The organism is Janthinobacterium sp. UMAB-60 (assembly GCF_900095235.1).
Classification (GTDB): Bacteria; Pseudomonadota; Gammaproteobacteria; order Burkholderiales; family Burkholderiaceae_D; genus Janthinobacterium.
Genome location: NZ_LT607484.1, coordinates 141,531 through 154,284, shown reverse-complemented (window position 1 = coordinate 154,284; position 12,754 = coordinate 141,531). Strand labels below are relative to the sequence as shown.

The following is a 12,754-nucleotide window of genomic DNA, read 5'->3' as shown; positions in this document are numbered from 1 at the left end:
CCGGCGGCAGCGGCATGATGCTCGTGTCATAAGCGAGCACGGCCGTGATCAGCAGCGCCAGGCACAGCGCGCCAGCGGCCCAGTGCCGCCAGCCGGGGCGCCAACGCGGGGCGGGCCTGGCCGCAGGCGCGGCGACGCCGTGTTCGAGCTGCGACAGGATGCCCTTGCCGTCGCTGTGCGCGCCTGCCGCGCCGGCCTTGCTCAGCAGGTCAGGACCGTGCGCCTGGCCATCCCCGGTTTTCAATAGAGACAAAATATCACCTCCGCAGTGGATCAAACTCGACTGACCTTGATGTAAACCGCGCTCATGCGGGCCGCGGACGCCTACGATCTAGCGATACCGCCGGGAAATTGCTGTCCGGCCCAGACTACCCCTGTCACGGAGCGCCCCATGTTCGTCGCCCTGGTCCTGATGTATTTTCTGCTTGCCTGTTTTGCCTGCTGGCTGCTGCTGTTTCCCGGCGGTCGCGCCATCATGCTGCACACGCTCGTCAACCTGGGTTGGCGCGTGCAGCGGCGCGCGCAGCACCTGAAGGGCGGCAGCGGCGCGCAGTGGCAGCGCATGCGGCGGCACACGGGCTCGGGCATGGCGCGCGCCTGGCAGCTGCTGTTGCGGCATCGCTGGCTGAGCCTGGCAGGCAGCGTGCTGGTCATCGTGCCACCGCTGCTGGCGTGGTTGTCCAGCGAGCGCATCGCCCTGCGTGGCTATGCCGACCGGCAACACATCATCAACGACCAGGTCAGCGACTTGCTGAAAGGCGAGCAGCTGGTGCCGCCACCGACCTTGCCGCCGCTGCTGTTTTCCACGGCGGAAGTAACGCAGCTGCGCCCGCTGCTGGGCGGCGCCAGCCGCAACTGGCAATTGCTCGACCATGACTACGCGCAGCGTTTGCTGCTGGTCTTCAAGATCATGAAGGACGTGCATGGCTACGACATGGTCTTGCTGGAAGGCTACCGCAGCCCCGCGCGCCAGGACCAGCTGGCGGCGGCCGGCCCGAACGTGACCAACGCCAGGGCGTTTCAAAGCTATCACCAGTATGGCCTGGCGGCCGATTGCGCATTCATGCATGAAGGAAAGCTCATCATTTCTGAAAAAAATGCCTGGGCCATGCGCGGCTACCGTTTATATGGCGTGACGGCCGAATCGGTGGGCCTGCGCTGGGGCGGGCGCTGGACCATGATGGATTTTGGCCACACGGAATTGCCGCAACCGCGCGTGCTGGGCAAGTAAGCCGCGCCAGCCATTCTAGCGCCGCGCCGCGCCATCATTTTCACCGCTGCAAGCTTGCTTGCGCAGCGTCAATGGCACGCCAGCGCCTGCCGTGCGCTGGCGCCTGGTACTTGTCATATGTCAACAAAGGCGCGCCGCATTGCTGTCAGCATGGGTCGAATCCGCCTTGCTTTGCGACCTCACCCTGGGCTCATCATGCTGCGACGAATCTGGTATTTCCTCACCGACAGCCGCAATCTGACCATCCTCGGCTTCGTGGCGCTGGCCGTGTTCCTGTACCTGGGGGCCGAGGTGCTGGAAGTGGCGCTGATCTGGGCGCTGGCCTTGTTGTTGCTGGCTTTTCTCACCTGGCTGGGCCTGTGGCTGTGGCGCCGGCGCCGCGCGCGGCGCAATGCCCAGGCGCTGGGGCAAGCCATCCTCAACGAGGCCGAGATCGCCGCCGCGCAAGCGGCCTCGGCCGCGACGGCCAACAGCACCCAGCAGGGTGAACTCGACGCGGTGCGCACGGGCATGCTGGCCGCCATCGAGACCATCAAGACGTCCAAGCTGGGCCTCAAATCGGGCGCCGCCGCCCTGTACGAATTGCCGTGGTACATGATCATCGGCAACCCGGCCGCCGGCAAGAGCAGCGCCATCCTGCATTCTGGCCTGCAATTCCCTTTCGCTGACGGCAAGGTCGTGCAAGGCGTGGGCGGCACGCGCAACTGCGACTGGTTTTTCACCACGGATGGCATCGTGCTCGACACGGCAGGGCGCTACTCCGTCGTCGACGAGCACCGCGGCGAGTGGTTCGGCTTTCTCGACCTGCTGAAAAAATACCGGCGCAAGGCACCCATCAACGGCATCCTCATCGCCGTCAGCATCGCCGAACTGGGAGGCAACCCCGACGTGGGCATGCAACTGGCGCGCAGCCTGCGCAAGCGCGTGCAGGACGTCATCGAACGCCTGGAAGTGTTCGCGCCCCTGTACATCGTGTTTACCAAGGCGGACCTGATCGCCGGCTTCACGGAGTTTTTTGCGGATGCCGAACGCAGCGAACGCGAGCGCGTCTGGGGCGCCACCATGCCCTACCAGCGCAAGCTGCCCACGGCGGACTTGCTGGCGTTTTTCGACCAGAGCTTCGATGAATTGCACGATGGCTTGACGGAGCTGAGCCTGGCCAACATGGCGCACCGGCAACGCAAGACGATGGCGCCCGGCGTATTTACTTTCCCGCTGGAATTTGCCGCCATCAAGCCGGCCCTGCGCGCCTTCATCGCCACCCTGTTCGAGGAAAATCCGTTCCAGTTCCAGCCCGTGTTCCGCGGCTTTTATTTCACCAGCGCGCTGCAGGAGGGCGAGCCCGTGAGTGCCTCCTCGCAGCAGGTGGCGCGCCGCTTCGACCTGGCCTTCGCACCGGCCCCGGCCGCCGTGCCATCGGGCGCGCGCCAGCATGGCTATTTCCTGCTGGAGCTGTTCCGCAAGGTGATTTTTGCCGACAAGCACCTGGTGGCTAACTATGCCAACCGTGCCAAGCTGCGCTTCAAATATGCCGTGTTCTTTGCCGCCACCGTGTCGCTGGGCGCCTGCCTGGGCGGCTGGAGCTGGTCTTATCTGGGCAACCGGCAATTGGTGGCCAATGTCGAGGCCGATTTAAATAAAGTGGTGAAGCTGCAGGAGCGCCGGCTGGACTTGCAGTCGCGCCTGGAAGCGCTGGAGATCTTGCAGGACCGTATCGAGCAGCTGGAAGCGTACCGCACGCAACGTCCCTGGTCCTTGCGCCTGGGCCTGTATCAGGGCGATTTACTTGAGCGCAAGCTGCGCGAGGAATATTTTGCTGGCGCGCGCCAGGTCATGCTGGCCCCCGTGGCGGGCGCGCTGGAAGCCTTGCTGTTCGAGATGAACGCCAGCGCCGACCAGTTGCTGCCCACGGCGCGTACGCCGCAGACGCCTGCCGCCGCGTCACCCACGGCCGCGCCGCGCGGCGTGCAGTACCAGGCGGCCAGTGCGACAAACGTGGAAGACGCCTACAACGCGCTGAAAACCTATCTGATGCTGGCCGACAAGACGCATGTGGAAAGCAGCCACCTGAACGACCAGCTGACGCGTTTCTGGCGCGGCTGGCTGGAGGGCAACCGGGGCGCCATGCCGCGCGAGCAGATGATACGCAGCGCCGAACGGTTGCTGACGTTTTACCTGGCGCAGATCGGCGACCCGTCCTGGCCGCGCATCGAGCAGAAGCTGGCGCTGGTCGACCAGGCGCGCGAAAACCTGCGCCGCGTGGTGCGCGGCATGCCGGCGCGCGAGCGCGTGTATGCCGACATTCGCGCGCGCGCCTCGACGCGTTTTCCCGGCATGACGGTGGCGCGCATCATCGGCGAACAGGATCAGGCACTGCTGGCGGGCAGTTACGCCGTCTCCGGCGCCTTTACGCGCCAGGCGTGGGAAAAGTTCGTCGAGGGCGCGTTTCGCGACGCCGCCAACCGCGAGCTGCAAAGCGCCGACTGGGTGCTGAAAAGCGCCTCCACCGACGACCTGACCCTGGAAGGCAGTCCGGAGCAGATCGAGAAAAACCTGGTGGCCATGTACAAGGCCGACTACGCGCGCGAGTGGCAGAAATTCGTGCAGGGCGTGGCCGTGGCCGACCTGAAAGGCTTTGACGGCGCCGTGCAAGCGATGAACCGCCTGGGCGACCCGCAGTCGTCGCCGATCGCCAAACTGCTCACCACCATTTACGAGGAAACCTCGTGGGACAACCCGGCGCTGCAGAATGCGCAATTGCGCAAGGCCGAGCGGGGCATCATCGCGTGGTTCAAGGAAACCGTGCTGCGCCGCGCGCCATCGCAGCTGACGGCCAATCCGGGCCTCAATGCGCAGATCGACCCGGCCCGCCTGGATAAACCGATGGGCCCCGTGGGACGCGAATTTGCCGGCGTGGGCAAGCTGGTGGCGGCCAGGGACAACAATGCCTCGCTGATGCGCGCCTACCTGGAAGCGCTGTCGAAACTGCGCAGCCGTTTGAATTTGCTGAAGAACCAGGGCGACGCGGGGCCGGGCGCGCGCCAGTTCATGCAGCAGACCCTGGAAGGCAGCGGTTCCGAGCTGGCCGACGCCCTGAAGCTGGTCGACGAGCAGATGCTCACGGGGATGAGCGACGCGCAAAAGCAGGCGATACGCCCCATCCTCGTGCGCCCGCTGATGCAGACCTTTGCCGTCATCGTCGCGCCGGCCGAACTCGATATCAACAAGACCTGGGCGGCGCAGGTATACGAACCGTTCCAGAAATCGTTGGCCAACAAGTATCCGTTCGCGCCCACGGCGCGCATCGAGGCGAGCAACCTGGAGATCGGCCAGTTCTTCGGCCCGGAAGGCCTGGTGGCGAAATTCGTCACGACGTCCATGGGCCCCCTGGTGGTGCGGCGCGGCGACGTGCTGGCGCCGCGCACCTGGGCCGACATGGGCATCAGCCTGTCGCCGCAGGTGGTGGCGCGCTTCCCCGGCTGGATCGCGCCGCTGGGCGCGGGCGGCGTGGCGGCCACGTCGACGGCGGCGCAAACCGTGTTCCAGATCCAGCCATCGCCCGCGCCGGGCACGCTGGAATACACGGTGGAGATCGACGGCCAGCAGCTGCGCTACCGCAATACGCCGGCGCAGTGGACGAACATGGTGCATCCGGGTCCACAGGGCGCGTCTGGCATGCAAGGGGCGCGCATCACGGCCGTCACCTTCGACGGGCGCACGGTGGAACTGTTCAACGAGCCGGGGCAATTCGGCCTGAAGCGCATGATCGATGCGGCGGCCAAGAAGCGCAAGGACGGCGGCGTGTTCGAACTGCGCTGGGCGCGCGGCGAGGTGGCCGTGGCGGTCGACCTGAAAATCACCAGCAGCGCTGAAACGACGGGCGCCGGTGCCGCCACTGCGGTGCAGGAGCAGGGCTTTCGCGGCATGCAGCTGCCCGAGACCATCGTCGGCGCGCCCACACCCGTGCCGGCCATTGCCGCCGTTGCTGTCGCTGCGGCGGGAGTGTCGCCATGATGCGCGCGCAACAGCAGGTGCGCCTCGGCTACTTCGGCAAGATCCCCGCGCGCGGCGACTTCATCAAGGCTTGCGACAATCACGCGCTGGTGCAGCTGCTCGACGACTGGCTGGCGCAAGTCATGAACGCGCTGACGGTGGAACCGCGCTGGAAGCTCAATTACGACGCCTTGCCGCCGCTGCGCTTTGCCTTTGTCGGCACGCGCAGCCGGCGCGCCATCGCCGGACGCCTGGAAGCGAGCAATGACCAGTCGCTGCGGCGCTTTCCCTTCATGGCCATGGGCGCGCTGGAAGTCGATGACGCCGAAGCCTTTGTCGCCTGCAGCCCGCTGGCGCTGGCGCCCCTGTGGCAGCGCGTGGAGCAGCTCTCGCAAGGCATTGTGACGAGCGCCGAACCGGGGCCGGCGCTGCTGGCGCTGGCCGGCAACGTGGTCGAAGTCGAGCCGGCCGCACCGTGCCACGCGGCGCGGCTGGCCGCCTTCCTGCAGACGCAGACCGTGCACGGCTTGCAAACGATGCTCGCTTCGCCCGCATTCCCCGTGACGGTGCGCGAACTGCTGCTGGGTCTGGGCCTGCTGCTGCAACCGGTGCGCCAGAGCGGCTTGCCGCGCCTGGAGAAAAGCCTGGTGCTGCCGCTGCCGCAGGACGTGCGGCTGCGCGAGCTGGTGGCCAGCTTCTGGCTGCACCTGATCGCGCCTTTCCTGCGCCAGGCCGATTTCGAACTGGCGCTGTTCTTTTCCCACCTCGACGAGGCGCCCGTGCTGGTGATCGGTTTTTGCGGCGCCGACCCGCACGGCTTGCGCGCGCTGATCGATCCGCAGGCCGGCAGCGAACGGCTGATCGTGTTCGACCAGCTCGACTGGGTTGACGAGCAGCTGGGAGACGCTGCGGCGCTGCGCCGGTTGTCCGCCTGCCTGCAGCAGGAGCAGCTGTCGCTGCGCTCGGCCTGCGCCATGTTTGCCGATACCTTTGCCTGAAGGATTGCGATGAAGCCGACCGTTTTCTTCCTGCTGCTGGGCGCCGCCACTTCCTGCCACGCCCAGGCACAAGCGCCCCAGACGCCGATGCCGGGGCAGATCCTCGTCACGGGCACCCTGGCCGACGAGGCGGGCAAGGCGGCCGTGCTGGCCCGCCTGCGCGAACTGTATGGCGCCGAGCGCGTGGTCGACCAGATTGCCATCGGCAACGTGGCCGTGCCGGCCAACTGGAACGGTTACGTGCAAAAACTGATCGCGCCGAACCTGAAGCTCATTTCGCGGGGGCAGATCAGCATCGCCGGCAACAACGTCAGCGTGCGCGGCGAAGTGGCGAACGAGGCGCAGCGCCAGCAGATCGCCAGCGACATCGCCACCAGCCTCAATCCCACCTACACCGTCAACAACGGCTTGCGCGTCAAGGCGCCCGAGGCAGAGCAGGGCTTGCTCGATGCGGCGCTGGACAAGCGCATCATCGAATTCGACAGCGGCAAGGCGTCCATCACGCCGGCCGGCCTGGCCATCCTCGACGAGATGGCGGCCGCCATGCTCAGGCTGCGGGGCCGCAAGGTGGAGGTGATCGGCCACACGGACGATACGGGCCTGCGCGCCAGCAATGTGGCCCTGAGCCTGGCGCGCGCCGAAGCCGTGCGCGCCTACCTGGCCAGCAAGGGCGTCGTGGCCGATACCGTGCTGGTGTCGGGCCAGGGTCCGGACCGGCCCGTGGCCAGCAACGCCACGGCCGATGGCCGGGCGCGGAATCGGCGCATCGAGTTCCGCATTGCTCAATGAAGCACGCGTAATGGGACATGCGCAATGATCAGGGTAAGGTAATGGTCAGGTGCGCGGGCCGTGGCGCCAGCTTGACCAGGTCCGCATACGCGGCCAGGGTCGTTTGCGTGCCGCGCGTCAGATGCGTTTTCAGGCCCAGGTAGGCGCAGATGGCCAGCAGGGCGAAAAAGCTCGACAGCGCCCACAGCGGCACGTCGCTGCCGCGTTTGTTGACCACCTGGTCGGGGCGCTCCGCGCGCGGCGCGAAGCCACGGCTCTTGCCCTTGATGTGGGCGATTTCGTCGCCCAGGCGCGCCGTCAGGTAGCTGAGTTTTTCGCCGCCGTCGATCGCATACTTGCCCTGGAATCCCAGCAACAAACACATGTGGAACACTTGCAGCGCCTGCACGCGCATGGCGCCCTTGCCGCGCAAGGCGTCGAGGCGGTCGAAAAAATGTTCGCCCGCCAGCTGGTCGCCAAAGATCAGCAGCTGCAGCGGGCGCCGCTCCCACTGCTTGCGCAGGGTGAACGGCGAGGCCAGGATGATTTCATCGACGGCCGCGCAAAACGCATACTTGGCCGCCTCGATATCGTCGCCATCGGCGCGGATCTTTTTCGCTTCGCGTTCGAAGTCGCCGAGAAAGGCCGTGATGCGGTCCATGAAGCTTTGCTCGTCGCCGGGCGCCGAACCGTGCTTCAGCATGAACAGCATGTAAAAGCCTTCGTGCATCAGGTCCAGCAGGGCGCTGCCGGCCTGCCGGCTGTTGCCTGCAGGGGCGGCACCGCGTGGTCCCAGCAGGGAGGGCGCCGCGCGCCGTTCAATGAGCTGGCTCATGCCGTCACCGCGATCAGTTCCAGCTGCAGGTCGCGTATGCCGGCCGGCACGTAGACGGAAATCGACTGCGCCTTGAGCATCTGTTCATACAGGGCGCCGCGGTTTTCAATCGCAAAATAATAGGTGTCGGGGCGCACGGGAATGGCCGCCGGCACTTGCGGCGCATGCGACAATTTGAGGCCGGGCATGGCCGTGAGCACGCATTTTTCCACGTCGTCGGGCGCGCCCACTTTTACCCGCAGCGGCACCACATCCACCAGTTCGATGGCGGGCATGGCGGCGCGTATCGCCAGGTACAAGGTGGTGTGCTGGTCGATCTTGCCCGAATCGAGCTTGCCCAGGTAATACGAGGGCTTGTCCTCCAGCAGGGCGATGGAAAAATACTTCGACGAGATGACGGTGTCAAGCAGTTCGCGGATGATCGCATCGATGGCGTCGAAGCAGGCGCCCGGCTGCGCATGGTCGTAGGCGGGCAGGCTGGCCAGGGTGTAGTGCTTGGAGTAGCTGAGCAAGCCGCCCGCGAGGCCCAGCAGCGCCTCGTACAGGCGCTCAGGATGCAGGGCCGGATGGCGCACATAGTGCATCAGCGCGGCGGCGGCCGTGCTGACCGTGTGCAGCAGCCAGAACGAGGACACGTCGCCCGAGCGGAATTCGATCACGTTGCGGCTCGGCTCGCGGTGGTGGCCGTGCAGCGCGCTCACTTTCGCCTGCAGCGCGTCGAGCAGGTGTTCCAGCACGCCTTGCAGGCGCGGCGCGCCGGCGATCGCCAGGCTGGGCGCCATGAACGATGGCACGGGCTCGAAGCCGCCCGACACCGTGCGCCGCAGGGCGATCAGCGGCAGGCAGTCGTAGGAGCCGCGCGCCTCGCTGTCGGGAATCAGGCGCACGGTCTTCTTCAGGTAGGCCACGTCGGCGACGGCGGACTCCGTAAACAGGTCGGGCGTGGCGCGCATGGCGTGCGCAAAGCGCGTGGCCGCCGACGTACCTGCCTTTGATTCCTGCGCCGTGTAATTCATGCCTTCGCGGTTGAGGATGGGCAGCGCCGCGTAGTACGTCACTTCCTGCACCGCCGGCGGCAGCGCTTCCAGGTCCACCGGCGGGGGCAGGGCATCGCTGCCGGGTGCGCCGTCGCCCAGCGCCTCGAACACTTCGCCGTCGCGGAAGATCGCCGACAGGGCGTGCAGGCGCAGGGTGCCCGTCCGCAGCGCCGCCAGATCCCATTCCATGTGCGCCACGCCCCACAGGTAGGGATGCAGCGCGCTGGCCGTGTGATGCAGGCGCGCTTCGTGATACTGATCCTGGCGCTGGAAATGCTGCGGCCGCAGGAATAGGCCCTCTCCCCACAAGACTTTCGCTGCCATGCCCATCTCGTTTCTCCTTGTATGTGTGGCGTGCCCGTGTGCCTATTGGCAGCGCGGGGCCGACAGCGCGGCCATGCCGCTGACGCTCAGCGCGCAGGCGTGCAGGCCGACGGTGATGCCGCTGCGTTCCGCGTCGGCGGCGGCAAAGGTGGCGCGCCAGCGCTGCGCCGCTGGCGCGCGGAACAGGGCCACCACGCCGATGAAATACGCTTCCTTGCTGACTTTTTCCTGCACTTCATAGCGCTGGCCCGGCACCAGCAGCACTTCCTTCACTTCCATCAGGTCGGCGCCCAGTGCCGCCTTTTCGCGCTGCGCGTCGAGGAAGCTGTCGTATGGGGCCTGCTCGAATGCGGCGCTCTGGCGCAGTTTGTAGATGCGCGCCACCAGCGCCAGCGGCCGGCCTTCGGCATCGGTGTTGAGGCGCTGCGCCGCGTGCAGGCGGATGCTGACGTTGCGCGGCGGTTTTTGTGCGTCCGGCAGTTCGGGCGGCGGTTTGGCCACGCCGGCCATTTGCAGCGCCGCGTTGGCCAGGGTGCCGATGGCGCCGCCCGCGCAGCCGGCTTGCAGCAAGGCCAGCAGCAACACCGGCAGCAGTAGCGGGGTGGCGCGCGCCAGGCGGCGGAGCGGGGCGTCAGATGGCATGGACGATCTTTGCAAAAATGGTGGGTGGAAACAAAAGTCTTGCAGTCATTTAAACGCATGTGCCAGCGGCCTGCTTGCGTTGGCGCAAAGTCCGCCTGCGATCAAGACAATTACTGCGCCAGATCAGGATTCATGACGCTGTCCACCGCTGTGGCGTGGAACTTCTTCTTTGCTGATTAATCTCAATCTGGCAAAAAAATTGGCGATCAATAATGGCCTCCACCAAGGCGCCGCCCATCTTTCCCAGCGGTAGCGTCCTCCACGTGAAGGAATGCCCGATGAAGCCAGCCACCATGTTGCCCCGTATTGCCTGCCTCGCCAGCGCCTTGCTGCTGGCCGCCTGCGCCACGCCAGACCAGCCGGCGCCCGCAAAACCTGCCGCGCCGACCCTGGCGCAAGTGATGAGCGACGCCGATGCGGCCGCGCGCGCCGGCCAGTACGAACGCGCCATGACCCTGCTCAAGGGGGGCGGCAGCAGCTACCCGGCCGACAAGGCGCCGTGGCTGCAAATGGCGCAGATGAAGTTCGACCGCGGCCAATACGGCGACGCCATCGGCCATGCGCTCGAAGCGCTGGAACGCGATCCGGACGACAAGGTCGCCAACAGCATCGTTGCCGTCAGCGGTTTGCGTCTGTCTGGCAAGGCGCTGGCCGACCTATCGCGGCAAAACAATCTGAATGGCTCGCTGCGCTCGGAAGCGCAGGAGCTGGCCAAGCTGCTGCGTGCCAGCATCGGCGAAGACGTGCTGGTGCCGCCGGCCAGACGCCCACCGGCGGCCGGCAAGCGCGCCGCCGGTTCCGGCACGCCGGCGGCGAAGGGCGCGGCATCGTCAGGCAGCGCGGCCGACCCGTTCAGCGGCTTGAAGTAAGCCAGCATCCCCACCATCCCTTTGCAAAGGAAGCGACATGCCCAAGTCCGACAGCGTGCAGAAACGCCTGAAGCAGATACGCGCGCCGCGCGTGCAAATGACCTATGACGTCGAGATTGGCGACGCGATTGAAAACAAGGAGCTGCCCTTCGTGGTCGGCGTGCTGGGTGACTTTGGCGGCAATCCGGACAGCGAGAAAAAACGCCTGAAGGACCGCAAGTTCGTCGCCATCGACAGCGACAACTTCGACGAAGTGCTGGCCGGCGTGGAGCCGGTGGCGCGTTTCGCCGTGCCGAACCGCATCAGCGAAGCGGGTGGCACGTTCGCCGTCGACCTGCACTTCCGCTCGATGGATGACTTCCGCCCGGAATCGGTGGTGCGCCAGGTCGATCCCTTGCGCAAGCTGCTCGAGGCGCGCACCAAGCTGGCGGACTTGCGCAACAAGCTGGCCGGCAACGACAAGCTGGAAGACTTGCTGACGGAAGTGCTGAACAACACGGACAGCCTGGCCAGTTTGAAACCGCAGTTCCCAGCGCAGGAGGATTGAGATGAACGCCCAGGCAGAAGCCCTAGCAGTATCCACCGCCGATGCGCCGGCCGCGACCGATTTGCTGGACCAGATCGTCGAGCAGAGCCGCGTCGCCAAGTCCGGCGCCGAACATGCGCGCGCGCGCGACCTGATCTCGGAACTGGTGGCGCAGGTGCTCGACGGCACGGTACTGATGTCCAGCAGCCTGTCGGCCACGCTGGACGCGCGCGTGGCGGAAATCGACCGTTTGATCTCCGCCCAGCTCAGCGAAATCATGCACGCGGCACCGTTCCAGCAGCTCGAACAAAGCTGGACGGGGCTGCGCTACCTGGTCGGCAATTCCGATACGGGCACGCGCCTGCAGATCCGCATGTTCAACGCCACCAAGCGCGAGCTGGTGAAGGATTTCCAGGCCGCGCTGGAATTCGACCAGAGCAGCATGTTCAAGAAGGTGTATGAAGAGGAATTCGGCACCTTCGGCGGCGCGCCGTTCGCCGCGCTGCTGGGCGACTTCGCCATCTCGCGCCAGCCGGAAGACATGTATTTTGTCGAGCAGATGTCGCACATCGCCGCCGCCGCGCACGCGCCCTTCATCGCTTCGGCCGCGCCGGAACTGTTTGGCCTGGAAAGCTACGGCGACCTGGGCAAGCCGCGCGACCTGGCCAAGGTATTCGACACCATCGAGTACGCGAAATGGAAAGCCTTCCGCGAATCCGAGGATGCGCGCTACGTGGGCCTGACCTTGCCCCGCTTCCTGGGCCGGTTGCCATTCAATCCCGTCGACGGCACCACCGTCGAAGGTTTTAACTTTGTCGAGGAAGTCGACGGCAGCGACCATCACAAATACCTGTGGTGTAACGCGGCGTATGCGTTCGGCAGCAAGCTGACGCGCGCGTTTGCCGATTACGGCTGGTGCGCCGCCATCCGCGGCGTCGAGGGCGGCGGCCTGGTGGACGACCTGCCCACCCACACCTTCAAGACGGACGAGGGCGACGTGGCCCTGAAATGCCCGGCCGAAGTGGCAATCACCGACCGGCGCGAAAAGGAATTGTCGGACCTGGGCTTCATCTCGCTGGTGCACTGCAAGAACACGGCGTATGCGGCGTTCTTCGGCGCGCAGTCGGCGCAGAAGAGCCGCAAGTACAACAGCGACGCGGCCAATGCCAACGCGGTGCTGTCGTCGCAGCTGCAGTACATCTTTGCCGTCTCGCGCATCGCCCACTACATGAAGGCCATGATGCGCGACAAGATCGGCAGCTTTGCCGCCGCCTCCAACGTGGAAGATTTTTTGAACCGCTGGCTGATGCAGTACGTGCTGCTCGACGATAACGCCAGCCAGGAACAGAAGGCGCAGTTCCCGCTGCGCGAGGCGTCCGTGCAGGTGCATGAAGTGCCGGGCCGGCCCGGCGTGTACCGCGCCGTGTCGTTCCTGCGTCCCCATTTCCAGCTCGATGAGCTGTCCGTTTCGCTCCGACTGGTCGCGGAGTTGCCGAAGTCGACCAATTCATGATCCACCCATCTTTCAACC

At 65.9% G+C, this 12,754-nt stretch carries 11 protein-coding genes; 7 read left to right on the top strand and 4 right to left on the bottom strand.

Annotation, left to right across the window (positions count from 1 at the left end; genetic code table 11):
• Nucleotides 1-253: hypothetical protein (locus K0F86_RS06585; RefSeq protein ID WP_219133670.1), on the bottom strand; the 253-nt coding region annotated here is incomplete at its 3' end.
• Between the two features lie 138 nt (nucleotides 254-391).
• Between K0F86_RS06585 and K0F86_RS06580 the strand changes: the two genes are divergently transcribed.
• The 4 genes from K0F86_RS06580 to K0F86_RS06565 all read left to right on the top strand — a co-directional run bounded on the left by K0F86_RS06580 (nucleotide 392) and on the right by K0F86_RS06565 (nucleotide 7,011).
• Nucleotides 392-1,231: a M15 family metallopeptidase gene (locus K0F86_RS06580; RefSeq protein ID WP_219133669.1), complete on the top strand. Its 840-nt coding sequence runs from the start codon at nucleotides 392-394 to the stop codon at nucleotides 1,229-1,231.
• A 195-nt stretch (nucleotides 1,232-1,426) separates the two neighbouring features.
• Nucleotides 1,427-5,245 carry a type VI secretion system membrane subunit TssM gene (gene tssM, locus K0F86_RS06575; protein ID WP_219133668.1) on the top strand — a complete coding sequence of 1,273 codons (3,819 nt, stop codon included), beginning with the start codon at nucleotides 1,427-1,429 and terminating at the stop codon, nucleotides 5,243-5,245.
• Complete coding sequence (tagF, locus tag K0F86_RS06570; RefSeq protein ID WP_219133667.1) at nucleotides 5,242-6,222, top strand: type VI secretion system-associated protein TagF; 981 nt, start codon at nucleotides 5,242-5,244, stop codon at nucleotides 6,220-6,222. The genes tssM and tagF overlap by 4 nt, the downstream gene beginning before the upstream one ends.
• A 9-nt stretch (nucleotides 6,223-6,231) precedes the next feature.
• Complete coding sequence (locus tag K0F86_RS06565; RefSeq protein ID WP_219133665.1) at nucleotides 6,232-7,011, top strand: OmpA family protein; 780 nt, start codon at nucleotides 6,232-6,234, stop codon at nucleotides 7,009-7,011.
• Between the two features lie 28 nt (nucleotides 7,012-7,039).
• On the opposite strand, the gene icmH is transcribed toward K0F86_RS06565, so the two are convergent.
• The 3 genes from icmH to tssJ are packed head-to-tail and all read right to left on the bottom strand — an operon-like array spanning nucleotide 7,040 to nucleotide 9,828.
• On the bottom strand, nucleotides 7,040-7,825 hold the full coding sequence (gene icmH / locus K0F86_RS06560) for a type IVB secretion system protein IcmH/DotU (protein ID WP_219133664.1): 786 nt from the start codon (nucleotides 7,823-7,825) through the stop codon (nucleotides 7,040-7,042).
• The gene (tssK, locus tag K0F86_RS06555) at nucleotides 7,822-9,192 is read right to left on the bottom strand and encodes a type VI secretion system baseplate subunit TssK (protein WP_219133663.1); all 1,371 of its coding nucleotides are present in this window, start codon (nucleotides 9,190-9,192) and stop codon (nucleotides 7,822-7,824) included. The genes icmH and tssK overlap by 4 nt, the downstream gene beginning before the upstream one ends.
• Before the next feature lie 36 nt (nucleotides 9,193-9,228).
• Entirely contained in the window at nucleotides 9,229-9,828 is a 600-nt protein-coding gene (tssJ, locus tag K0F86_RS06550; RefSeq protein WP_219133662.1) for a type VI secretion system lipoprotein TssJ, read from the bottom strand.
• Between the two features lie 278 nt (nucleotides 9,829-10,106).
• Here tssJ and K0F86_RS06545 point away from each other — a divergent pair, with 278 nt between their 5' ends.
• From K0F86_RS06545 to tssC, 3 genes are read left to right on the top strand one after another with little or no spacing between them, the layout of a single operon-like run.
• Complete coding sequence (locus tag K0F86_RS06545) at nucleotides 10,107-10,697, top strand: tetratricopeptide repeat protein (protein ID WP_257572011.1); 591 nt, start codon at nucleotides 10,107-10,109, stop codon at nucleotides 10,695-10,697.
• 37 nt (nucleotides 10,698-10,734) lie between these two features.
• Entirely contained in the window at nucleotides 10,735-11,244 is a 510-nt protein-coding gene (gene tssB, locus K0F86_RS06540; protein ID WP_141170178.1) for a type VI secretion system contractile sheath small subunit, read from the top strand.
• A gap of 1 nt (nucleotide 11,245) precedes the next feature.
• Nucleotides 11,246-12,736, top strand: coding sequence for a type VI secretion system contractile sheath large subunit (gene tssC, locus K0F86_RS06535; protein ID WP_219133659.1), 1,491 nt, complete (start codon nucleotides 11,246-11,248; stop codon nucleotides 12,734-12,736).
• The last annotated feature ends 18 nt before the right edge of the window (nucleotides 12,737-12,754 follow it).